Genomic DNA, 22,032 nt, shown 5'->3' with positions numbered 1-22,032 from the left:
GTCCTTGCTGGGGTTTTCGAAGAATTGATTCGCGGAGGGCTATTTAACCGATTTGACCGGTATCACCGCCAAGGCGCCGAGAACGCCTATGAGTGCGCCGATGGGAAACAACAGCGCGTAGCCGAAGGTGAGCACGATGAGACCGGCGAAAGCCGGGGCAAGGATCTGCGGGAGCGTCACCGCCATATTCACCACGCCCAGATCCTTCGCATAGGATCGGTCCGACGGAAGAACCTCAGAAATCAAGGCGGCGTCTACGGCCTGGAAGCAGCCGAAGCCGAAGCCCGCCAGGCCCGCCAGCAGCAACATTCCAGTCAGAGTTGGAAGAACCAAAGGAATGAACAAGGCAATGGCAACCACAATGCCGGAGACCAGGACGAATACTTTCCTACGTCCCAGATGGTCCGAGAGCTTTCCTGCGGCGATGGTGCTCAGCAGCAGCCCCGCCAAGGAAACGAGTCCGACGATCGGGATCAAGGCAATCGCATCCTTGCCCAGCCCGATGTAGTCCTGGAGGATGTAAAGCTTGTAGCCGACCACCACGAAGTATCCCGTGTACGTCAGCAGCCTGCTGGTAAACGCCCAAAAGAAGTCAGGGTGCTTGACGGGGCTGACCCAAAAGGTGTGGGCAAAGCTTCGCATGACGAACGGTTCCACCACCGCGTCTTTGCTGGAGCGGTCGGGGTTCAAGACGACGAAAAGTGTCAGAACAATGACCGCGAACCCGCCAAGCAGCAGATAAGCCGCAGGGATGTTCTTCGAGAACGAAGAGGCCAAGATTTGGCCACCCAGCGAGCCGAACATGCCTCCAAGGCCGAGGATGGCAGCGAAGGTTCCTCGGAAGGTGCGGGGTACTCTATCGGGCATGATGGCGCTGAGTGGGCCTTGGGCGAAGTTGTAGCTGATCTGCACCATCACCCAGGCGATGATCAAGAAAACAATGTTGCTGGCGAAGGCCATACCAACCAGGGAGAGCCCGCCGCACAGTGCGCCCAAAACTATCCACGGGGCACGCTTGCCGAAACGGCTCCGGGTGCGGTCGGACAGGGCCCCGGCAATAGGCTGGGCGATCATTGCTGCGAAGGCACCAAAGGTTGAGACGAGGGCCAGTATTGCAACCTTGGCGTCGTCGCCGAAGGATTGCTGCACTTGCAGCGCCAACAGGATCGAAGGGACAGCACCCCAGATGAGGGAAATGCTCAAATTGGCCGGGGCAATCGTGGCCATGAGACGGCGGGGAGCTCTGGTCACGGAATCGAGCTCAGACTGATGTGGCAACGGCGATGTGCCGACTGTGGTGTTACCTGACGACGATGTCATGGCGTGGTCCTTGAACGGTTGGGAGGGTGGCTTACGGGGTTTCTTTCGCTAGTTTGCGCTGTCAACGCCCAGCTCAATGGATCTGTTTTGGCCTGCCGCTCCCAGCCATGATGCCGATGGTTTGGGTGTCCGGACGAATGTTTTTCGATCGACGGCGATCAGCCCAAACGTCGGAATGTAGCTTCCCCATTCGTAGTTGTCCAAGGCGCTCCAGTGGTAGTAGCCACGCACGTCGATCCCGTCACCCAGGGCTCCGCGCATTCCCTCAAGGGCACCTGAGGTGTAGGAAATCCTCCGAGTGTCATCGTTTTCGGCAATCCCGTTCTCGGTCACGATAATGGGAGTTCCCGGCACCAGTGCGGCCACCGTGTGGAGTGCTTCGCCCAGTGCGGGCGGGTAGTATTCCCACCCGGTCAACGTCTTGGGCGCCTCGTCGGGAACGGGCAGCACACCTTGAGCGCCGACAAACACCCGGGCGTAGGACTGGACCCCGATCCAGTGATCTCCCTCCGATGCGCGGACAAAGACATCGCGGGCTTGTAGTGCAATCTCGGCAGCAATGTCCTCCCCGCCACCCACCACGTGGTGATTTGCGATTGCGACAGACCAGCCGGTTTGGATGTGCGGGGCGATGTGGCCGAGCACGTCAACGGCCTTCTTGTGTGCCTTGATCAGTGCCTGGGTGGTTGCGGAGTCGTAGCCGTGGTCGGATGCTGCCACGTCCCCGTCTGCACCTGTGATCATCTTGCGCAGGGTGGCGAATCTGGCCACCATGTTGGGTTCATTGATGGTGCAGATACGCTCTACCCCATCTGTGAAGATTGGGGCCGCCGCCTCAACAAAACGCCCAAAGAGCTCAACGGCGTCGTGGGCCAACCAGCCACCCCGCTCATCGAACCACAGGGGAACGGTGAAGTGGTTTAGTGTCAGCATCGGGCGAAGCCCACGTTCGACGGCGCCCTCCACCATGCTGCGGTAGTGGGCAATCTCCGCGTCGGAGAATTCCCCCGGCGCCGGTTCAATCCGGGCCCACTCGATGCTGAATCTGTAGTCGGTAAATCCAAACCCCGCCAGGAGGTCCATATCCTCCGGCCAGCGGTGGTAGCTGTCGCAGGCGTCACCACTTTTATCCTTGAACCGTCCAGCCAGCAGCTCGTTGTGTTCATGGGCCCAAAAGTCGCTGTTGACGTTCATTCCCTCGATCTGGTGTGCGGCGGTCGACGCGCCCCAGAGGAAACCTTCTGGAAGTTCGAAGCTGTTGGACATGGGGTCCTCTCAGTAAATTTGGGCCAATGTCGGCTCTGGCCATTCCCGGAAGTCCGGGCCAGCTGCCGTGAAACGCAAGTGTGATGCGAGACACAAGCGCGGTGTTTTTGAAAACATTACAGTGGTAAGTTTTGATTCACAAGTGGCTTCTCAAGTATTTCCTCAAGAGAATCTCGGCATCCGAGATCCGGGCAGCGCTGCTGGCCTTAAAGAAAAAACGGCTTGCTCCGAACCCAAAGGTCCGGACCAAGCCGTCGTCGCCGCGTTTCCAAAATGTGCGACGGACTTCTAATTCTTATGACAGTGGTCAGCTAGAGGTTTCGACCTTGGCCTCGTCCACCAAGCCAAAGGCCTCAAGCATGTATCCAATGAGCCCCGGCATATCCATATCCCGGTCATAGAGCCACTGCAGTTGCAAGCCATCCGCGGCTGCCAGAATCAGTGCCGCGATCCGCTCCGCATCCAGACTGGCAGGCAACCTTCCCACCGCCTGAAATGCGCGAATCTGTTCCGTCGCAACTTTTCTCAGCTCACGGAATCGCTCTGCAAAGAATTCATGAGCCGCGTTGCCGTCCTCACTCGCTTCCGCGGAAAAGCGAACATAAAGCTGCACCAGTCCGGGGACCTCGGCGTTGGAACGGATTGTTGTCGTTAGATGTTCGGGCGTCCCGACACCGATGCCGGCCTGCTCCGAGCGACCGCGTGAGAGCTCGTCGCGTTTGCGCAAAACCTCCCGAAACAACACGTCTTTCGATCCAAAGTGGTGCATCAGACCCGCGTGGGTGACGCCCGCCCCTTCGGCGATTTCGCGCACCGAACTTCGTCCGTACCCAACTCGACCGACCACTTCCAACGCCGCCGCGAGCAGGTCTTCCTTCGTAGCGACGCCCTTGGCGTACGAACCCCTCTTAACCATGCTCTTGATCGTACCGGCTTGCCCGCTGCCGACTAACCGTGCCGAAAACCCACCCCTCTAGGCCCAGCAACGACGTCGGCCCCGCCTCGAGTTTCGAGGCGGGGCCGACGTCGTTGCTGGGCCCACAGACCCGAGGGTCCCACCCCGATGAACAAGGGAATGGGAGGGTCTGGCTGGGGACTACTTCGTGAGGTAGTTCGGTGCCTCAACCGTCATTTGGATGTCATGCGGGTGGGATTCCTTCAGACCGGCGGCGGTGATGCGCACAAACTTGCCGCGGGCTTTCAATTCCGGAATGGTTGGGGAGCCAACGTAGAACATGGTCTGACGCAGGCCACCCACCAACTGATAAGCCACTGAAGCCAGCGGTCCGCGGTATGCAACTCGGCCTTCGATGCCTTCGGGGATGAGCTTGTCATCGCCGGAGACGTCAGCTTGGAAGTACCGGTCCTTGGAGTAGGAGGTGTTCTTGCCGCGCGATTGCATGGCACCCAGGGAGCCCATGCCACGGTAAGTCTTGTACTGCTTGCCGTTGACGAAAACCAGCTCGCCGGGGGATTCCTCGGTGCCGGCCAGCAGCGAGCCAAGCATCACGGTGTCAGCTCCTGCAACGAGCGCCTTGCCGATGTCACCCGAGTACTGCAGTCCGCCGTCGGCGATCAGCGGCACACCGGCGGGGATCGCGGCCTTGGCGGATTCGTAGATGGCAGTGATCTGCGGGACCCCGACGCCGGCAACCACACGAGTGGTGCAGATGGAGCCCGGTCCCACACCCACCTTGATGCCGTCGGCACCGGCGTCGATCAGGGCCTGAGCACCCTCACGTGTAGCAGCCTGGCCGCCAATGACGTCAACGTGAGCTGCGGACTTTTCGCTCTTCAAACGGGCGATCATTTCCAACACACCCTGGCTGTGACCGTTGGCAGTGTCGACGAACAAGGCATCCACGCCGGCGTCGACAAGTGTCATGGCTCGCTCAAAGCCGTCGCCGAAGAAGCCGATGGCTGCGCCAACACGCAGGCGTCCGGCGTCGTCCTTGGTAGCCAGCGGGTACTGCTCGGCCTTGGAGAAGTCCTTGACCGTGATCAGGCCGCGAAGCACGCCTGCGTCATCGACCAGCGGGAGTTTTTCAATCTTGTTCTTCGCCAGCAATCCGGAGGCGTCTTCGCGGCTTATGCCCACGCGGCCGGTGATCAGCGGCATACGGGTCATGACGTCGCGGACAAGACGCTGGGAGTATTCGCTTTCCGGGATGAACACGGTGTCGCGGTTGGTCACAATGCCCACAAGACGGCCGTCGGCGTCGACAACCGGCAAGCCGGAGACACGGAAGCGTGAGCAAAGCTCATCCAGGTCGGCCAGGGTAGCGTCCGGGCCCACAGTCACGGGGTTGGTGATCATGCCGGACTCGCTGCGCTTGACCAGATCAACTTCTTCGGCCTGGCGTTCGATCGAGAGGTTGCGGTGCACTACACCCAAACCGCCCTGGCGTGCCATGGCAATGGCCATGCGCGACTCTGTCACGGTGTCCATGGCGGCGGACAGCAACGGTGTTTGCACCGTGATCCGCTTGGACACCCGTGAGCTGGTGTCGGCGTCGGACGGGATGACGTTGGTGTGCCCGGGGAGGAGCAGAACGTCGTCGTACGTCAGGCCAACAAAGGCGAACGGATCATGAATTTCGGGCTGGGACACGAAGGCTCCTTGGCGGGGGTAGAACCATTTAGGGGTGTGCATCCGATGACCTGTTCCGTGATTACGGAGCTGGCCTGTGCGTTGGCTACAGTCTAAAACGAAAGCGGCGCAGGCCCTATTCCCGTTCGCTACGTCACAGTGATGGCCTGTGCCATCGCGCGACCATAGTAGTCTCACGATTGAAACACCACGTTTCGTCAGAGAGGCGCTCATGGCATTGCAAATCCGGGTCGTCGCACCCGCCACCCTGCGTGAGTCCGTCCTTACGGCGGCCCGGGACGAGCCGGGCGTTGCCGAGATTACCCTTCTCGAGGGTGCATCGGTGGTGCCCCCGGGCGATGTCATCACCATCTCGGTGGTACGTGAATCAGTTGACGGCCTGCTGCAGACCTTTCACAAACTGGAAATTGCGCGTGTTGGGTCAGTGACCGTCACGGCGCCGGAACTTGTCATCTCCCAGCGTCTGGAGGCCGCAGACAAGGCAGTTCCGGGCGACGGTGCCGATGCCATCATCTGGGACGAAGTGGAGAACGACACCAGCGAAGACGCGAAGCTGACGTGGAGTTTCCTTGCCCTTTTGACAATCGCGGTGCTGCTCGCGGGGATTGGAATTGTCACGGATTCCACTATTGCCATTGTCGGCGCCATGGTGGTGGGCCCCGAGTTTGGACCGTTGTCGGCCTTGTCCCTGGCTCTGGTTAGCCGCAAATGGTCATTGGCGCGGCGGGCCATCGTGACGTTGCTAGTGGCATTTCCCATTGCTATGGCGCTCACAGCGGTGGCGGCGCTGGTGTCCAGGGGATGGGGTTTGTTTGACCCGGCCGACGTCCTCAACGCAGACACCGCCACCGAGTTCATCTACCACCCGGGCCCGTATTCGTTCATTGTTGCTGTTCTTGCAGGCGCCGCCGGAATGCTGTCGCTGATTGGACGCCGTTCGGCAGCCCTGGTGGGTGTGTTCATCTCGGTGACCACAGTGCCCGCTGCCGGATACATTGCAATAGCGATTGTCCTGGATCAGGCTGACCGGGCAGCCGGTTCATTGGCCCAGCTGGTACTTAACATTTCAGGCATCATTGTCTCCGCCGTCGTCGTGCTCTTGATTTACCGGCTGGTGCGGTACATTCGCCCTGCCCCACACCGTCACTCCGCCGAGCACGTAGCGAAACGGGTGCAGCAGCTGGGGATACGCAGCCCGTTCAGACGCTGACTTTTGCAACCGGAAACGAAAAGAGACGGCGCTTGCGGTTAGGGCCGGCGTAATACCGCCGTCTTTAACCGCAAGCGCCGTCTCTTTTCGATGGCAGCTGCCGTTAGTGCTGGTGTGCTGCTTCTTCGTCCTCGGCAGGCTTGTCCGTCACGAGTACCTCGGTGGTCAACACCAAAGCTGCGATGGAGGCCGCGTTGCGCAGGGCCGAACGGGTGACCTTGACCGGGTCAATGACGCCGTCAGAGATCAGGTTGCCGTAGACACCGGTGGCTGCGTTGAAGCCGAAACCGTCTTCGAGCTCGCCAACCTTGTGCACTACAACGTAGCCGTCGTGGCCGGCGTTCTGGGCGATCCAGCGCAGCGGCTGGGCAACAGCCTTGCGTACCAGTTCGATGGCCGTTGCGGCGTCGCCGGTCAGGGCGGCCACGGTGGCGTCGTCGTCGAGAGCCTTGGCGGCCTGAACCAGTGCGGAACCGCCACCGGCCACAATGCCCTCTTCCAAAGCGGCACGCGTTGCGGACACGGCGTCCTCAATGCGGTGCTTCTTCTCCTTCAGCTCAACCTCGGTGGCTGCGCCAACCTTGATCACGCCGATGCCGCCAGCCAACTTGGCCAGGCGTTCCTGCAGCTTTTCCTTGTCCCAGTCGGAGTCGGTGCGCTTGAGCTCAGCATGCAGCTGGGCCACGCGGTCGGCAACGTCCTCGGACGTGCCGGCACCGTCAACAATGGTGGTGTTGTCCTTGGTGACAGTGATGCGGCGAGCCGTACCCAGCACCTCAAGGCCAACCTGGTCCAGGGACAGGCCGATCTCCGGGGAGACAACCTGTGCACCGGTCAGGATTGCAATATCCTGCAGCATGGCCTTGCGGCGGTCACCGAAGCCCGGAGCCTTGACAGCAACAACGTTCAAGGTGCCGCGCAGGCGGTTGACGATCAGCGTGGACAGAGCCTCGCCGTCAACATCCTCGGCAATGATGAACAGCGGCTTGGCTGCGGCCAGTGCCTTCTCCAACAGCGGCAAGAAGTCCTGCAGTGAGGAGATCTTGCCCTGGTGGATGAGGATGAGGGCGTCTTCCATGACAGCTTCCTGGCGTTCTGCGTCAGTGACGAAGTACGGGGACAGGTAACCCTTGTCGAACTGCATGCCCTCGGTGAGGACCAGTTCGGTGGAGGTGGTGGAGGACTCTTCGATGGTGATGACACCATCCTTGCCGACCTTCTCGAATGCCTCGGCGAGCAGGTCGCCGATTTCCTGGCTCTGCGCGGAGATGGCGGCAACTTCTGCCACCTGTCCACCGCCGACCGGGCGGGCATTCTCCAGCAGGCGCTTGGCAATGGCTTCAACCGAAACCTGGATGCCGCGCTTGAGCTCGCCGGGTGCTGCACCTGCGGCTACGTTGCGCAGGCCTTCCTTGACCAGTGCCTGTGCCAAAACGGTGGCCGTGGTGGTGCCGTCGCCGGCAACATCGTTGGTCTTCGTGGCAACTTCCTTGGCCAGCTGGGCGCCAAGGTTCTCGTAGGGGTCTTCTAGCTCCACCTCGCGGGCGATCGTGACGCCGTCGTTGGTGATGGTGGGAGCGCCCCACTTCTTATCGAGCACTACGTTGCGACCGCGCGGGCCGAGCGTCACCTTGACGGTGTCGGCGAGCTTGTCGATACCGGCCTCGAGGGCCTTCCGTGCGCTGTCATTAAATGCAAGCTGCTTTGCCATGCGTTTTTGTCCTTTCACGCAAAGACCCCACGCCGATTCTCGACTTACTCGATGACGGCGCGGGGCTTTACAAAAGTGGTTACTTTACGACGATGGCCAGCACGTCGCGGGCCGAGAGAACCAGCAGCTCTTCGCCACCGGTCTTCACTTCGGTTCCACCGTACTTGGAGTAGATGACGACGTCGCCAACGGCAACATCGATCGGGACGCGGTTGCCGTTGTCGTCAACGCGGCCGGGTCCTACTGCCACAACTTCGCCCTCCTGGGGCTTTTCCTTGGCAGTATCCGGGATAACCAGACCGGAAGCGGTGGTCAGCTCTGCTTCGAGCTGGCGAACAACAATACGATCCTCAAGAGGCTTAATAGAGACCGACACTCGGACCTCTCCTTCACATGAGTAAATTCTATGGATGACTAGAGAGCTTTGCGGCCATGTTGTGAGGATCCCAACCGTCGTCGCGGTGCCGGTGATGATCCCATGGCCAAAAGTTCTGCAAGTTAGCACCCTCATGGTGAGAGTGCTAACACAGACTCTATTGAATCCATTAGCACTCGGTCAAGGCGAGTGCTAAGTTTCTTTACTCTCACCATCGCTCTTTCCCCGCATTCTTGCGGTTGATGGACGACGGCGGCGCCACCATTTTCGCTGTTGGCGCACCCGGGTGCGGGCCGGATTGGGCCTACGCGGCCGTGACTGCGCAGCTGATGCGACTTCCGGCGTTGGAAGTCGCATCAGCTGCCCACTCAGCATGGTTGACGCAGAGAAACAGCTGGCTAGCGCGCTCCGGCGTTCACCAGCAGCTGCGCGACGGCGCCCTGACCTGCTGCCTGCGCGTGTGCCAGCGGTGTGATTCCGTTGAAGTCAGCCAGATTGACGTTTGCACCGGCCGCGATCAGCATCCGGACGACTTCCTGGTGGTCGGGACCGCCAGTTCCAAGAATTACAGCCTCCAATAGACCCGTCCAGCCCAAGTTGTTCACATGGTCAACCGGGACTCCCGCTGCCAAGAGGATGGCCACTGTGCTGACATGGGCATGTTCGCAGGCCGGGATCAGGGCTGTCCCGCCGTAACGGTTGGTACTTTTGACGTTGGCGCCGTGGGTAAGTGTCACCGCCAGGATCTCATCAAGACCCTCAGCGCCCGCGTAGAGGAACGCCGAATCTTGCAAATCATCTTGGGCGTTGACGTCGGCACCTGCCTCCATCAATACTTTCGCTGCCGCCGTCGCGCCGGACTTCGTTGCGGCAACCAAGGGTGAGCGTCCGTAAGCACCTCTAAACTCCAGCCCGGCACCGGCCGCCACTAGGCGGGAAGTTTCGGAGACGTTGTTGCCTTCCGCCGCTGTTATCAATTGTTCGTTCAAGACTGCTTGCTCCTGCGGGGTGGGCGGTTTCTTGCTCGCTATCGGGGAGGGCGCAGGCGAACCATTGGGTGTCGACGTTGGCGCCGCAGTCGGCGTCGCCAGGGCGTCTTCTGGGACATCGCACCCGGACGTGGCCAGTGAAACGGCGACCAGCGCTGTCAGGGCGAGCCGTGTTCCAGTATTGCCGCGGCGCCGGTATTGCACTCGATCCATGCCCGCCAGCCTACCGGTTCACTATGAGGCCACCTTCTGAAGGGTGTTGGGCAAGGGCTGTTGGCAAACACCCAATGGTGCGACGATAGGGCCATGACGAGTACAACAGCACTGGTCCAGGTGCGGGAGTTAGAGAAATCCTATGGCGGCGTCAACGTGGTGGACGGCGTCAGTTTCGACATCCACGAGGGGGAAACGTTCGCCCTGCTGGGCCCCAACGGTGCCGGCAAAAGCACCACCATTGAAATCCTTGAGGGCTACCGGGACAGGAGTGGCGGAGACGTCAGCGTGCTCGGCGTGGACCCCCACCACGGTGGGCTCGACTGGAAAGCTCAACTAGGGATCGTCCTGCAATCCACGGGAGAGAGCGGCAACGTCACGGTGCACGAACTGCTCACCCACTTCGCCAACTACTACCCCCACCCCCGAAAGGTGGGCGAGGTGATCGAGGCGGTGGGTCTTGGCGAAAAGGCGAAGACACGCATCGGCAAACTTTCCGGCGGACAGCGGCGGCGGGTGGACGTTGCGCTGGGAATTATTGGACGTCCCAGGCTGCTATTCCTGGATGAACCCACCACCGGTTTTGACCCGGAGGCAAGGCACCAATTCTGGGGGCTGATCAACCAGCTCAAGGATGAGGGCACCACCATCTTGCTGACCACCCACTATCTGGATGAGGCCGCGACCCTCGCCGACAGGGCGGGGGTCATCATGGGTGGGAAACTGGTGGACATCGGCACCGTGGATGAAATTGGTGGGGACAACGCAAGGATTCCACTCGTGCGATGGCGGCAGGCCGGCGTCGTGCGGGAAGTGCGCACTCAAGAACCGGCAGCACTTGCAGCCAGGCTTTTCGCCGAGTCCGGCGGAGAGGTCGATGGGCTGGAAATAACCCGCCCAAGCCTAGAAGATATTTACCTGCAACTGGTCGGCAGCAACGCGACCCCTGAGGATCAGCCATGAGAACGCTTGCTCTGGGCGCCTCCCGGATCCGGTATGAACTGAGGATCTACTTCCGCCAAGGCGATTCCGTGTTCTTCACCTTCTTGTTCCCCATCTTGATGCTGTCCGTCTTCGCCGTGGCCTTCAGCACCAGCCCAAAGCTGGGAGCCGCCCCTGACGGAAGCGGGGGCATCACCTTTGCCGCGTTCTATTTGCCAGGCATGGTGGCCGCCGGCATGTTGCTCAGCGGCGTGCAGAACTTGGGTGTGGACATTGCCGGGGAAAAGGGTGATGGGACCCTCAAGCGTCTGGGCGGCACTCCCCTACCCGTTTTTTCCTATTTCATGGGCAAGATTGGCATGGTGCTGGTCAGCTCCGTGCTCCAGGTGATCCTGCTGATGCTGGTGGCCCGCTTCGCCTTTGACGTTGCCCTGCCCACTGAAGCCGGAAAGTGGCTGACCTTTGCCTGGGTCTTTTTGTTCGGCGTCATCACTAGCTGTGTCCTGGGCATTGCCCTATCGGCGTTGCCCCGCACCGGCAAAAGTGCAACGGCAGTAGTCATCCCGATCGTATTGCTGCTTCAGTTCATATCCGGCGTCTACCTAAACTTCGCCCAGCTGCCGGGCTGGCTGCAAAACGTGGCCAGCATTTTCCCGCTGAAGTGGATGGCGCAGGGGATGCGCAGCGTGTTCTTGCCTGCGTCGTTCGAGTCCGCCGAACCCGGCGGCGCCTGGAATCTGGGCCTCGTGGCCCTTGTTATGGGGCTGTGGTTGGTGGTCGGATTGGTCCTGTGCAAGATGACGTTCCGTTGGATTCGCAAGGACACCTAGGCGTCGCCGCCGACGACGTCGCAGCTTAGGCGAAGTAGACACCGATCCGGTTGCCGTCGATCTCTTCGATCCGAATGTCAATGTCGTAGACCTCGCGCAATACTGAGCTATGCATCAGCTCGGCAGGTGTGCCCTGCGAGATCAGCTTGCCGTCCTTCATGGCCAGGATGTTATCGGAATAGCAGGAGGCAAAGTTGATGTCATGAATGACCAGAACAATGGTCTTGCCCAGCTCGTCGGCCATTTTCCGCAAGGTGCGCATCATGTGCACCGAATGCTTCATGTCCAGATTGTTCAGTGGCTCATCGAGCAGCAGGTACTTGGTGTCCTGAGCCAACACCATGGCGATGAAGGCGCGCTGACGCTGGCCGCCCGAGAGTTCGTCGACGAACCGGTCTGCCAGAGGTCCCAGGTCAAGATAGTCCAGGGCCTGGTCGATATGCACCTTGTCTGCGGCTGTGGATCGTCCACCATTGTGAGGGAAACGGCCAAAGCCCACCAGGTCCCGTACCGAGAGCCTGACGCTGAGTTGATTTTCTTGGCGCAGGATCGCCATAGTCTGGGAAAGCTCCCGACTGGGCGTGGCGGTCACGTCCAGGCCTCCAACGCTCACGGCACCTGAGTCCATGGGCAGCAAACGGCTGATCATGGACAGCAGGGTGGACTTACCAGCACCGTTGGGGCCAATGATGGAGGTGATGCCGCCTGCCGGGATGGTGGCGCTCACGTTGTCCACCACATTTTGTGCACCATAGGACTTGCTGACGCGGTCGATCTGAATCATTTAAGCGAGCCTTTCAACAGCAGCCCGATGAAAACCAGGCCGCCAATAAATTCAATGACAATGCTCAGGGCACTGTTGAAATCGAAGATGCGTTCAAGCACCAGTTGCCCGCCCACCAGGGAGATAACGCCCAGCAGCACGGCCACGGGAAGCACAGTTGCGTGCTTGAACTTCGGCACCAACTGGTAGGCCAGCGAGGCGACCAAGAGACCGAAGAAGGTGATCGGGCCAACCAGGGCCGTGGAAACGGCTACCAGCACCGAGCAGATGACGAGCGTCTTAGTGACGGCCTTGCGGTGGTCCACACCAAGGTTGATGGCCGTTTCGCGGCCAAGTGCCAGCACGTCGTATTCACGGCGAAGGCGCCAGGCCGGGATGGAGACAAGGGCGACGGCGGCAATCGCCACGAGCAGCAAGGTTCCATCCACCTGATTGAAGGAAGCAAAGAACAGATCCTGCAGGATCAGGAATTCGCTGGGGTCCATGAGTCGCTGCAACAACGCCGAGAAGCCGCGAAACAAGGTTCCGAAAACGATGCCGACCAGCAGCATCAAATGCAGGCTCTTGCCATTGCCTGTAAACAGCCACCTATAGAGGACCAGAGAGAAGGCAACCATCAACACCACTTGGATGCCGAATTTCAGCGGGGTTGCCATGGACAGCAAAACCTGCCCACCCAGCACAAACGTCAGCACTGTTTGTAACAGGATGTACAGCGCGTCAAAGCCCATGATCGACGGTGTCAGGATGCGGTTTGCCGTCACTGTTTGAAACAAGACCGTGGACAAGCCCACGGCGTAGGCAACCAGGATCATGGAGCCCACCTTGATGGCCCTGCGCGGGAGAATGTAGCCCAAGTTTCCGCGCAACTCGATGGTCATGAAAACCACTACCAGCGCAGCGGCTATTACTGCCAAAACTGTCAGGAGGACACCGGAGGACAATTCCAGTTTCCGTCGGCCAGGCTTGCCGGTGTTGATGGACAGAGCCGCCGGAAGCGGATTAGTTGCCATTATTCTTCTTCCTTCCCAGGAGCAAGTACAGGAAGATCAAGCTGCCCACGGCGGAAACAATAATTCCCACCGGGATTTCAAACGGGTACCGGATACTTCGTCCGATGATGTCGCACACCAAGACAAAGGATGCACCGAAGATGGCCACCCACGGGATGGATCGCCGGACGTTGTCGCCGAAAATCATGGACACCAGGTTCGGAACTATCAGGCCCAGGAAGGGAATGGCCCCCACGGAGACCACCACCACGGCACTGATCAAGGACACGATCACCAGGCCCAGGGCCATGATGCGGTTGTAGTTCATCCCCAGGTTGGTGGTGAACTCCTCACCCAAACCGATGACAGTGAATCTGTCAGCGCAAATGTAGCCAACTGCGGTTAGTGCCCCAACAATGTACAGCAGCTCGTAGCGGCCCTGGAGTACGCCGGAGAAATCGCCCACCATCCACGAGTTCAGCGTTTGTAGCAGGTCAAAGCGGTAGGCGAAGAACGTGGTGACGGCCGCGATGACGCCGCCAAGCATGATGCCCACGAGGGGAACGATTAAGGTATTTCGCAGAGGCATGCGGCGCAGGATCAGCAGAAACAGTGCGGTTCCTGCCATGGCAAAAATACTGGCCACACCCATCTTGGTAAACAGGGAGGCGGCAGGAAGCGTCACAGTTACAACCAGGATCCCTAGAGACGCTGACTCCACGGTGCCGACCATGGACGGTTCCACGAACTTGTTCCGTGCCATGAGTTGCATGATCAATCCGGCCACACTGACAGCGGCACCGGCCAAGATCACCGAGATTGTCCGCGGGAAGCGGCTGATCCACAGTACGTGCCAGGCTGCCGGGTCCCCTGCCAGCAAGGCGGGGAGTGAGACGTCACTGACGCCAACAAACATGCTCACAACCGCCAGTACCAACACGGCAGCCCCACCGAGCGCCAGCGTAAAGCCGGGCCTGATGGGGCGTCGTGAAGGGTTCATCTTTTGCACGGTTACATCCGTTGCAAGTGACACAGGAAATCCTTGGGTTTTGTCATTTCTTTCGTTGAGGCAGTGTGCACCAACGGTCGGGGTGTGCCGGGCCAGGCTAACTAGGCTTTGGCTACCGAATCGGAAATGGCGCCAACCATCGCGTCTACGTTGTTCAGGCCGTAGCCCACCAGGTACCAGCTGGCGGGGTCAAGGTAGGTAATGCGATCATTCTTGGCTGCGTCAGTTCCCTTGACAAGTGCGTTGTCCAAAACTGCCTTGGCCGCTCCCGCGGATTCGCCCGTGGCGACGTCGCGGTCAATGACGTATAAGCTACCGGGGTTTGCCTTGGCGATAAATTCGTGGGAGATGGCCTCGCCGTGCGAACCTTCAGCCTTGACGTCGCTCGCCGTCGGCACACCCAGGACGTCGTGGATCAGGCCAAAGCGGGAGCCTGCTCCGTAGGCTGTGAGCTCGCCGCCGCTGGTCAGCACGATCAGGCCTGTTCCGGCCGCTGGGGCCTTCGCCTTGGTGTCAGCGATCTTGGCGTCGATGGCCTTGATCTTCTCGGAGACTACTGCTTCCTTGTCAAAGATCTTGCCCAGGCTCGTGGAAACGGTTTTGAAGGATTCGATCGGAGACTTCGCATCAACGCTCAGGTCGATGGTCGGGGCAATTTTGCTCAGTTCAGCGTAGGAGCCTGCGGTCCGTCCGGAGATGATGATCAAATCTGGGGCGCCGGCGCTGATCGCTTCAAAGTCCGGTTCCTTCATGGTGCCAATGTTGGCAATGTCCTTGGAGCCGTATTCCTTCAGGGCCGCCGGAAGATTGGCCTGCGGAACACCGGCTACGGGTACATCCAAAACATTCAAGGTGTCGAGGACGCCGAGGTCAAAGGTATAAACCTTCTTCGGGTTCAGCGGGACATCCGAGGTCCCCTGGGCATGCGTGATGGATACGGTCCCTGCAGCCTTGTCCTGCGAGCCGGCTGTGGCACCCTGGCCACAAGCGGTCAAGGCAAACACGGCGGCGGTGGCGGCGAGCGTCAGCAGGCGCTTCTTCAACATCAGGTAATCTCCAGAAGTAGGTTAGCTAAGGTAATCCTTACAAGCAGTCCTAAGAATCTATTACGTCAGGGAATAATTACGCAAATCATTAATGAGCTAATACCTGTGACGCTCGCCACTAGCGCATTGACCGCTACGCTTTATTCATGGTTCCTGACGTGATTTCCCCTCTCCTTACCGTCGCAGGCTGGGAACTTTTAGCTTCCCTGGGCCCCTATAGGGAATCCGAGTCACTAAAGCTCAACGAATCGCTGCGGAAGGCCGGTCACTCCCCCGAGCTAGTGGCCGCCGCCCTGACCCAGTCACGTCTAAGGGCTAAAGCGGAGGCGAAGTTTGGCGAGTTTGCCCACCAGATGCTTTTCACGCAGGCCGGGCTGGAGCAAGCCACCCGCTTGAACATCGCGGCGCTCCACGCCCAACGTTTTACGACGGCGGGCATCACCAATGTGGCTGACCTTGGCTGCGGCATCGGCGCAGACTCATTGGCCATGGCCAGCCTTGACATCAACATCACCGCTGTGGAGATGGACGAGACCACGGCCGCTTGCACCACGATCAACTTGATGCCGTTCCCTCATGCAAAAGTTATCTGCGGCCGGGCCGAGGACACCGATCTCGAGGGCATCGAGGGCGTCTGGCTCGACCCCGCCCGCCGTACCACCAACACCTCCGGCACCACCCGCCTTTTTGACCCGGAGGCGTTCTCCCCACCCCTGTCATTCGTGGAAAAACTGGCCGATTCGGGCAAGGCTGTTGGCGTCAAAATGGGCCCCGGTATCCCGCACGACGCCGTTCCGGACACCGCCGAGGCCCAATGGATCTCAGTAAGCGGCGATGTGGTGGAGGCGGGCCTGTACTTCAACGCCCTGGCCCGCCCTGGTATCCGCCGCGCCGCCCTGGTGGTGGGATCGCACGGGATGAACGAGCTCACCAGCGCCGTCGCGTACGACGCCGCCCACCAGGACGTTGAAGTGGGCCCCATTGCCGGGTACCTTTATGAGCCCGACGGCGCCGTCATCCGCGCCGGGCTGGTTGCGGATCTAGCCGCCACCATGGGAGCCCACCTCATTGACGAGCACATCGCCTACATTTGCTCCGACCACCCGGTGGATACCCCGTTTGCGCGCGGCTACAAGGTCCTGGAGGTCAAACCCTTCAATGTCAAGGCACTCAAGGCGTGGGTCAAGGCCAGCAGGATCGGTGTCCTTGACATCAAGAAGCGGGGTATTTCAACCACTCCGGAAGAGTTGCGCCGCCAGTTACTGACCGGCTCGGGCAAGGGCCCCAACAAGGCCACCCTGATCCTGACGAGGATCGGGGATGACCGCGTCGCCGTCGTCGTCGAACCCTATGGCCCCGTTGACGGACCCCGAGCGCTCTAGCAAAACATAGGCAACTGGGTTCGTCAGCTTCGGGAGAATTCCGAGGCGGCCCGGACCAGTTCTGGGCTGGGACGGACCCCTGTGTAGAGCACAAACTGCTCCTCGGCTTGGATGGCAATGACCTCGGCACCGGTGATGACGGGCTTGCCTGCGGCACGGGCCGCCTTGATCAACGGCGTCTCGGAGGGTAGTGCGACGACGTCGAAGACCAGCTGCGCGGCGGCCACCGTTGCGTCTGCAAAGGATTGCACGGACTCGTCGGCTCCGGCCATCCCCAAAGGGGTGACATTGATGAGCAGGTCAGCCGTGGCAGCGTCGACGTCGGACAGCCAGGCAAAGCCGTAGAGCCCGGCCAGGGCTTTCCCGGCGCTTTCATTGCGGGCAACGATCGTCACGTTCACCATTCCGGCGTCGCGCAAGGCGGACGCGACAGCCTTGGCCATGCCGCCGGAGCCTCGCAACAACACCGTAAAGTCGGCGGGGACCTGGTGTTCGGCCAGGAGCCGGGCGATTGCCAGGTAGTCGGTGTTGTACGCGGTCAGGATGCCGCCGTCGTTAACAATGGTGTTGACGGAATCAATGGCGGCGGCGGAGGCGTCCATGACGTCGACCATCGCGATGACCTGTTCTTTGTAAGGCATCGACACCGCAGCTCCGCGAATGCCCAGCCCCCGGATCCCCAATACGGCCTGGGCTAGGTCTACAGGGGCGAATGCCTTGTACACAAAGTTCAGGTCCAAGGCATCGTAAAGGTAGTTGTGGAAGCGCGTGCCGATATTGCTGGGGCGCGCGGCCAGGGAGATACATAACGTCATGTCTTTGTTCAAAATAGGCACACCTCCATTCTGCCCCTATTTCCTGCATTAGAATCAAGAAGCATCCGGCGCCATGCCGTGGACGCGATAATTAGCAGTAAGTAGAGGGGGAAACCACAGTGAAAATTGATTTCGCTAAATCTGAGCAATCCACCCTCGGCCTAGAGTGGGAAATCGCCTTGGTGGACAGTGAGTCCGGCGACCTCACCCCCGCGGCCAACAGCCTTTTGGCCAATGTTGCCCAGGCCCATCCAGAGGTCATGAACGACGGCGAACATCCCCACATCAAGGGTGAAATGCTCTTGAACACGGTGGAGCTTGTCACCGGCATCTGCCACACGGTGGCCGAAGGCACCGAGGACCTGCGCCGCAACCTGAACATTGTCCGCGAGGCGGCCAGGCCGCTGGGGCTGGACCTGCTCAGCGCCGGCACCCACCCCTTCAGTAACCCGCGCACCCAGGAAGTCACCGACAAGGAACGCTACGCGAAACTTGTCGATCGAACCCAGTGGTGGGGCAGTCAGATGCTCATCTACGGTGTTCACGTTCATGTTGGGCTGGACCACGTCTCCAAGGCCATGCCGGTTCTGGACGGACTGGTGAACTACTTCCCGCACTTCCAAGCACTGTCAGCGTCCTCACCGTTCTGGAACGGCGAAGACACCGGCTACGCCTCCCAGCGCGCCCTGATGTTCCAGCAACTTCCCACCGCAGGCTTGCCGTTCCAATTCCCCAATTGGGCCGCCTACGAATCCTATGTGCAGGACATGTTCACCACAGGGGTCATTGACGCCACCAATGAAATCCGTTGGGACATCCGCCCCGTCGCCGGATTGGGCACCATTGAGATGCGCATCTGTGACGGCATGTCCACCTTGGAAGAGATCGGCGCCATTGCCGCACTCACCCAATGCCTAGTCGAGGACTTCTCGAACACCCTGGACGACGGCGGCACCATCCCCACCATGCCGCCCTGGCACATTCAGGAAAACAAGTGGCGGGCCGCCCGCTACGGCATGGACGCCATCATCATCTTGGACGCAGCAGGCAAGGAACAGCTAGTCACCGAGCACACGGTTGAATTGTTGAACAAGCTTGAACCCATTGCCGCCAGGCTCGGCTGCGCCGACGAACTGGCCAACGTGGAAACGATCATCGCCAACGGAGCCAGCTACCAGCGTCAACGCGCAGTGGCCGCCACCGCTGATGGTGACCTGCGCGCCGTCGTTCGGAACTTAGTGGCGGAGATGTCCACCAACTAATCCCCACGCCCTCCCACCGCTCGCAAGCTCGCAGCGGGCCGGGAAATCTTAGTAAGTTCTTAATCGGTGTGCGGAACAGTGGAAGAAAGGCCCCTAAGGCCTTTCCACTGTCCGCCACGATTCGGAGCAACACGTGTCCCATCCCGCCCCGGCCCGCCATGTGCAGGAGCCGACAAATCCATTACACCCCCGGTCCGCCGAGCCAGAGCGGACTCTCCGTTTGGCCGTGTTGCCGCAACCTCGGGCCTGGTTCCTGTGGGTCGTTCTTCTCTCGGCGGCCGTTCTGACACTGGGACTGGTTGCCAAAGACCTGCCCGGATTTACCTCCGGAGAGTTTTCTCTCGACCAGGAGCTAAGCAGGACCCACAACACGGCACTGACCGGCGTAGCGATGACGTTGAACTACGTGTTCTCTCCCCTGGGCGGGTTTGTGATCATTGCGGCCGTGGCGCTCTACTTGCTGGTGGCCCGCAAATCCCCCATAAACGCCTTTGCATTCGGCGGGGTTGCCGCCGCAGGGTGGCTCTCGAGCCAACTCTTCAAGATGATTGTGGAACGCCAGCGACCCAACCCTGCCTTGCTCTTTGACCCCCTGGCCCCGGAAACGGGGTCCAACAGCTTCCCCAGCGGACACGTGGCCCTTGCCGTGGGTTTGGCGTGGGCCTTCTACTTTCTGGCCAGAAACAGCAGGTGGGCCAGAACCGCTGTCATCCTCGGCGTCGGCCTACCCGTCATCGTGGCCTGGTCGCGCCTGTACATTGGCGTGCACTACCCCAGCGACGTGCTGGCATCCTTCCTCGCGGCCACCGCCATGGTGTTTCTCTTCGCAGGCCTGTGGAACCGCTACCAGGAACGCATTTTGCCGCGCATACCGCTGGTGGCTCGTTTTGGCCCCATCACTTCCCCCAACAATTCCTGAAGGGATACCCTATGCATTTGCTTACCAGCGCGCCAGCATTGACTTCAGTCCTTGACCCGGCAGCCCTCCTACAGGGGCTCGGCCCCGCCACCCTCGGCGTGGTGGCCTTGATCATCTTCATAGAATCCGGTGTCCTTTTCCCTTTCCTGCCAGGTGACTCCCTCTTGTTCACGGCAGGTCTGCTGCACCAGCAGTTGAACCTGACCTTGCCCCTACTGATCGGTGTGGTCTCTGTGGCCGCCATCGCCGGGGATCAGGTGGGCTACATGCTGGGCCGAAAGTTTGGCCGGCGCTGGTTCAAGGACGACGCCAAGATCTTGAAGACCACCTACCTGGTACGCACCGAGGAATTCTTTGCCAAGCAGGGTGGCAAGGCGATCGTGCTGGCCCGCTTCGTTCCAGTTGTACGTACCTTCGCCCCGCTTGTGGCCGGCATTGCGAGGTACAACTACAAGAAATTCACGCTCTGGAACATCGCCGGAGCCGTGGGCTGGGCGACCTCAGTGGTGCTACTGGGAACCTGGCTGGGCCACTTTGAGTTCATCGCCAAAAACATTGACGCCATCGCCATCCTCATGGTGCTGATTTCGGTGCTGCCTGGCGCGATCGGGCTACTTCGCTCGCGACGCAAGACCCGGATCGCCGGTCAGGACCCAACGCAGGGTTCCACGCGAGACAATAAGGAACATGCACACCAATGAGCGCCCGCAGCTCCTGCTCGTGGAAGACGATCCCGTCCTGGGGCCGCTCATTGCCGAGTTACTGGCTGCCGACTACCGTGTGACACTGGCTCCGGACGGGCAGGCTGGGCTGCATCTTGGCCTGACGGGCACGTGGGAGGTGATGGTCATTGACCGCGGCCTGCCAGGCATGGACGGGGTGGAACTGGTTCGGGCGATGCGGCGCCAGGGAATCGCCACGCCTGCGCTGATCCTGACTGCGTTGGGCGCCACGGTGGAGAAGATCGAGGGGCTCGACGCCGGTGCCAACGATTACATGACCAAACCGTTCGACGCCGGCGAACTGCGGGCCCGCCTGCGCGCAATCTCCCGCATCTACGCGGCCTCCCCCAACGTGTTCACCATAGGTGATTGGGATTTGGATCCGGCCACCCGGACTATGCGTTCACCCTACGGGGATCATGTTTCACTCACGGCCAAGGAGGCGGAGTTGTTGGGATTGCTTGCCGGGGACCCCGATCGGGTTTTACCCGCCCGGAGATGATGGCGGCCCTGTTCCATGCCGATGATTCACAAACGGTCATTGATACTTATGTGCATTACCTGCGCAAGAAGATCTCAAAGTCGGTGATCAGGACGGTTCACGGAATGGGCTACCAGATCGGGGATGCCTCGTGAATTCAAAAAACACAACACCCGATGCGGATCAATTGCGACGCGCCGCACTGACGGTGGGACTGCGCATTGCCATAGCGTGCGCCGCCATGGTGGTTGTTGTCATTCTCGCGGCGGCCCTTTACATGCTGTACCTGTCGGGGCACCCGGAATCCTCGGCAACGGACCCGTCGTCGGCCCGTGTTTACGTTGAATCCAATGACATGCTCAAGGCCATGGCCGTCGCGGGCCTTGGCGGGATTCTCGCAGCGGGTGCCATCGGCTGGCTAAGTGCGCGCAGCGCCATCCGACCATTGGGCAGGGCCTTGGCCCTGCAGCGCCGGTTCATTCAGGACGCCAGCCACGAGCTGCGTACCCCGCTGACCATTCTTGATGCCCGCGTGCAATTGGCCGAACACAAGGTCGCGGCGGGCAGTGACGCCGCCGCACTGCTGGCCCAGGTTCGCCAGGACACGGCGGCCCTGACCGCAACCGTCCAGGAGCTGTTACTGGCGGCAACCGGGGACGCGCAGTCTCCGGCAGATCCTGTGCATGTCGACGCCGTCATCGACACCGTCATCGCTGATTTACAGGACTTGGCTAGCTCCCGCAGAGTGCATCTTGACGTGAGGCACCACGGCGCCGCCAGGGTCCGGATGCAGGCCAACAGCCTGCGCCGGGCCGTCCTCGGGCTGGTGGACAATGCCTTGAACCACACGCCCGAAGGCGGTCAGGTCACGGTGCAGACGGCGAGCACGGGCCCCGACGTAGTCATCACCGTCAGCGACACCGGCGCCGGTATCTCCGGTATCGACCAGGGGCGGGTTTTTGAACGTTTTGCCCGAACCAGCGAGCCGCTGCCCTCCGGCCGGCGCAGCTACGGCCTGGGCCTGGCGCTGGTCCGGGAGATCGCCGTCGCCGCCGGCGGAACCATCGAGATCCGCTCCACCGGCTCCACGGGCACAATCATGGAACTGACGCTTCCGGCTGCGCGGTAACGGCCGCCACCGCGCTGGCCGGG

The 22,032-nt window shown here is 60.6% G+C and carries 22 protein-coding genes; 10 read left to right on the top strand and 12 right to left on the bottom strand.

The annotated features are described in order from the left end of the window. Positions 1–39: 39 nt before the first annotated feature. From CXQ94_RS02935 to guaB, 4 genes are all read right to left on the bottom strand, one after another. Complete coding sequence (locus tag CXQ94_RS02935; RefSeq protein WP_104086700.1) at positions 40–1,320, bottom strand: MFS transporter; 1,281 nt, start codon at positions 1,318–1,320, stop codon at positions 40–42. Positions 1,321–1,368: 48 nt separating this feature from the next. Further along, positions 1,369–2,586, bottom strand: coding sequence for a glycoside hydrolase family 1 protein (locus CXQ94_RS02930; RefSeq protein ID WP_104086699.1), 1,218 nt, complete (start codon positions 2,584–2,586; stop codon positions 1,369–1,371). A gap of 307 nt (positions 2,587–2,893) precedes the next feature. Then, the gene (locus CXQ94_RS02925; RefSeq protein ID WP_104086698.1) at positions 2,894–3,502 is read right to left on the bottom strand and encodes a TetR/AcrR family transcriptional regulator; all 609 of its coding nucleotides are present in this window, start codon (positions 3,500–3,502) and stop codon (positions 2,894–2,896) included. Positions 3,503–3,682: 180 nt separating this feature from the next. Beyond that, positions 3,683–5,197: an IMP dehydrogenase gene (gene guaB, locus CXQ94_RS02920; protein ID WP_104086697.1), complete on the bottom strand. Its 1,515-nt coding sequence runs from the start codon at positions 5,195–5,197 to the stop codon at positions 3,683–3,685. A gap of 211 nt (positions 5,198–5,408) precedes the next feature. Here guaB and CXQ94_RS02915 point away from each other — a divergent pair, with 211 nt between their 5' ends. After that, complete coding sequence (locus CXQ94_RS02915; protein ID WP_104086696.1) at positions 5,409–6,407, top strand: DUF389 domain-containing protein; 999 nt, start codon at positions 5,409–5,411, stop codon at positions 6,405–6,407. A 103-nt stretch (positions 6,408–6,510) separates the two neighbouring features. Here CXQ94_RS02915 and groL read toward each other — a convergent pair whose 3' ends face one another. The 3 genes from groL to CXQ94_RS02900 all read right to left on the bottom strand — a co-directional run bounded on the left by groL (position 6,511) and on the right by CXQ94_RS02900 (position 9,696). Further along, positions 6,511–8,118 (bottom strand): chaperonin GroEL, encoded by a 1,608-nt coding sequence (groL, locus tag CXQ94_RS02910; RefSeq protein ID WP_104086695.1) that lies wholly within the window; start codon positions 8,116–8,118, stop codon positions 6,511–6,513. Between the two features lie 79 nt (positions 8,119–8,197). After that, positions 8,198–8,494: a co-chaperone GroES gene (gene groES / locus CXQ94_RS02905; RefSeq protein WP_038464523.1), complete on the bottom strand. Its 297-nt coding sequence runs from the start codon at positions 8,492–8,494 to the stop codon at positions 8,198–8,200. Between the two features lie 398 nt (positions 8,495–8,892). Next, entirely contained in the window at positions 8,893–9,696 is an 804-nt protein-coding gene (locus CXQ94_RS02900; protein ID WP_104086694.1) for an ankyrin repeat domain-containing protein, read from the bottom strand. A 93-nt stretch (positions 9,697–9,789) separates the two neighbouring features. Between CXQ94_RS02900 and CXQ94_RS02895 the strand changes: the two genes are divergently transcribed. Together CXQ94_RS02895 and CXQ94_RS02890 are read left to right on the top strand one after the other, a co-directional pair. After that, complete coding sequence (locus CXQ94_RS02895) at positions 9,790–10,659, top strand: ABC transporter ATP-binding protein (protein WP_104086693.1); 870 nt, start codon at positions 9,790–9,792, stop codon at positions 10,657–10,659. Beyond that, a complete protein-coding gene (locus CXQ94_RS02890) occupies positions 10,656–11,468 on the top strand; it encodes an ABC transporter permease (protein ID WP_104086692.1) in 813 nt (270 codons plus the stop codon). The genes CXQ94_RS02895 and CXQ94_RS02890 overlap by 4 nt, the downstream gene beginning before the upstream one ends. Before the next feature lie 25 nt (positions 11,469–11,493). On the opposite strand, the gene CXQ94_RS02885 is transcribed toward CXQ94_RS02890, so the two are convergent. From CXQ94_RS02885 to CXQ94_RS02870, 4 genes are all read right to left on the bottom strand, one after another. Then, positions 11,494–12,252, bottom strand: a complete 759-nt coding sequence (locus CXQ94_RS02885; RefSeq protein ID WP_104086691.1) for an ABC transporter ATP-binding protein — start codon at positions 12,250–12,252, stop codon at positions 11,494–11,496. Next, positions 12,249–13,265 (bottom strand): iron chelate uptake ABC transporter family permease subunit, encoded by a 1,017-nt coding sequence (locus CXQ94_RS02880; RefSeq protein ID WP_104086690.1) that lies wholly within the window; start codon positions 13,263–13,265, stop codon positions 12,249–12,251. Before CXQ94_RS02880 ends, CXQ94_RS02885 begins: the two co-directional genes overlap by 4 nt. Then, positions 13,255–14,277, bottom strand: a complete 1,023-nt coding sequence (locus tag CXQ94_RS02875; RefSeq protein ID WP_306418890.1) for an ABC transporter permease — start codon at positions 14,275–14,277, stop codon at positions 13,255–13,257. Before CXQ94_RS02875 ends, CXQ94_RS02880 begins: the two co-directional genes overlap by 11 nt. Before the next feature lie 77 nt (positions 14,278–14,354). Continuing rightward, a complete protein-coding gene (locus CXQ94_RS02870) occupies positions 14,355–15,299 on the bottom strand; it encodes a siderophore ABC transporter substrate-binding protein (RefSeq protein WP_181034047.1) in 945 nt (314 codons plus the stop codon). Positions 15,300–15,445: 146 nt separating this feature from the next. Between CXQ94_RS02870 and CXQ94_RS02865 the strand changes: the two genes are divergently transcribed. Next, on the top strand, positions 15,446–16,681 hold the full coding sequence (locus tag CXQ94_RS02865; RefSeq protein ID WP_104086689.1) for a class I SAM-dependent methyltransferase: 1,236 nt from the start codon (positions 15,446–15,448) through the stop codon (positions 16,679–16,681). 23 nt (positions 16,682–16,704) lie between these two features. Here the strand turns inward: CXQ94_RS02865 and CXQ94_RS02860 are convergent, their stop codons facing one another. Beyond that, positions 16,705–17,517 carry a shikimate 5-dehydrogenase gene (locus tag CXQ94_RS02860; RefSeq protein WP_104086688.1) on the bottom strand — a complete coding sequence of 271 codons (813 nt, stop codon included), beginning with the start codon at positions 17,515–17,517 and terminating at the stop codon, positions 16,705–16,707. 98 nt (positions 17,518–17,615) lie between these two features. Here CXQ94_RS02860 and CXQ94_RS02855 point away from each other — a divergent pair, with 98 nt between their 5' ends. The 6 genes from CXQ94_RS02855 to CXQ94_RS02835 all read left to right on the top strand — a co-directional run bounded on the left by CXQ94_RS02855 (position 17,616) and on the right by CXQ94_RS02835 (position 22,009). Continuing rightward, on the top strand, positions 17,616–18,758 hold the full coding sequence (locus tag CXQ94_RS02855) for a glutamate--cysteine ligase (protein WP_104086687.1): 1,143 nt from the start codon (positions 17,616–17,618) through the stop codon (positions 18,756–18,758). Between the two features lie 226 nt (positions 18,759–18,984). Further along, a complete protein-coding gene (locus CXQ94_RS02850; protein ID WP_258066583.1) occupies positions 18,985–19,677 on the top strand; it encodes a phosphatase PAP2 family protein in 693 nt (230 codons plus the stop codon). A gap of 11 nt (positions 19,678–19,688) precedes the next feature. Beyond that, positions 19,689–20,378 (top strand): DedA family protein, encoded by a 690-nt coding sequence (locus CXQ94_RS02845; RefSeq protein ID WP_104086686.1) that lies wholly within the window; start codon positions 19,689–19,691, stop codon positions 20,376–20,378. Beyond that, on the top strand, positions 20,365–20,901 hold the full coding sequence (locus tag CXQ94_RS02840; RefSeq protein ID WP_258066582.1) for a response regulator transcription factor: 537 nt from the start codon (positions 20,365–20,367) through the stop codon (positions 20,899–20,901). The genes CXQ94_RS02845 and CXQ94_RS02840 overlap by 14 nt, the downstream gene beginning before the upstream one ends. Beyond that, positions 20,898–21,035 (top strand): winged helix-turn-helix domain-containing protein, encoded by a 138-nt coding sequence (locus CXQ94_RS23020; protein WP_306418889.1) that lies wholly within the window; start codon positions 20,898–20,900, stop codon positions 21,033–21,035. Before CXQ94_RS02840 ends, CXQ94_RS23020 begins: the two co-directional genes overlap by 4 nt. Next, positions 21,032–22,009, top strand: coding sequence for a cell wall metabolism sensor histidine kinase WalK (locus tag CXQ94_RS02835; protein ID WP_258066581.1), 978 nt, complete (start codon positions 21,032–21,034; stop codon positions 22,007–22,009). Before CXQ94_RS23020 ends, CXQ94_RS02835 begins: the two co-directional genes overlap by 4 nt. Positions 22,010–22,032 lie beyond the last annotated feature (23 nt).

This window comes from Arthrobacter sp. GMC3, assembly GCF_002929305.1.
In the GTDB taxonomy this organism is placed as follows: domain Bacteria; phylum Actinomycetota; class Actinomycetes; order Actinomycetales; family Micrococcaceae; genus Specibacter.
The sequence above is the reverse complement of the archived record's forward strand: the minus strand, read 5'-3'. Positions and strand labels throughout refer to the sequence as shown.

Excerpts from the sequence above, each read along its gene's own strand:
- CXQ94_RS02935 (WP_104086700.1), bottom strand. The coding sequence starts at position 1,320 with ATGACATCGTCGTCAGGTAACACCACAGTCGGCACATCGCCGTTGCCA.
- CXQ94_RS02930 (WP_104086699.1), bottom strand. The coding sequence starts at position 2,586 with ATGTCCAACAGCTTCGAACTTCCAGAAGGTTTCCTCTGGGGCGCGTCG.
- CXQ94_RS02925 (WP_104086698.1), bottom strand. The coding sequence starts at position 3,502 with ATGGTTAAGAGGGGTTCGTACGCCAAGGGCGTCGCTACGAAGGAAGAC.
- CXQ94_RS02915 (WP_104086696.1), top strand. The coding sequence starts at position 5,409 with ATGGCATTGCAAATCCGGGTCGTCGCACCCGCCACCCTGCGTGAGTCC.
- groL (WP_104086695.1), bottom strand. The coding sequence starts at position 8,118 with ATGGCAAAGCAGCTTGCATTTAATGACAGCGCACGGAAGGCCCTCGAG.
- CXQ94_RS02900 (WP_104086694.1), bottom strand. The coding sequence starts at position 9,696 with ATGGATCGAGTGCAATACCGGCGCCGCGGCAATACTGGAACACGGCTC.
- CXQ94_RS02895 (WP_104086693.1), top strand. The coding sequence starts at position 9,790 with ATGACGAGTACAACAGCACTGGTCCAGGTGCGGGAGTTAGAGAAATCC.
- CXQ94_RS02890 (WP_104086692.1), top strand. The coding sequence starts at position 10,656 with ATGAGAACGCTTGCTCTGGGCGCCTCCCGGATCCGGTATGAACTGAGG.
- CXQ94_RS02885 (WP_104086691.1), bottom strand. The coding sequence starts at position 12,252 with ATGATTCAGATCGACCGCGTCAGCAAGTCCTATGGTGCACAAAATGTG.
- CXQ94_RS02880 (WP_104086690.1), bottom strand. The coding sequence starts at position 13,265 with ATGGCAACTAATCCGCTTCCGGCGGCTCTGTCCATCAACACCGGCAAG.
- CXQ94_RS02870 (WP_181034047.1), bottom strand. The coding sequence starts at position 15,299 with ATGTTGAAGAAGCGCCTGCTGACGCTCGCCGCCACCGCCGCCGTGTTT.
- CXQ94_RS02865 (WP_104086689.1), top strand. The coding sequence starts at position 15,446 with ATGGTTCCTGACGTGATTTCCCCTCTCCTTACCGTCGCAGGCTGGGAA.
- CXQ94_RS02845 (WP_104086686.1), top strand. The coding sequence starts at position 19,689 with ATGCATTTGCTTACCAGCGCGCCAGCATTGACTTCAGTCCTTGACCCG.
- CXQ94_RS02840 (WP_258066582.1), top strand. The coding sequence starts at position 20,365 with ATGCACACCAATGAGCGCCCGCAGCTCCTGCTCGTGGAAGACGATCCC.
- CXQ94_RS23020 (WP_306418889.1), top strand. The coding sequence starts at position 20,898 with ATGATGGCGGCCCTGTTCCATGCCGATGATTCACAAACGGTCATTGAT.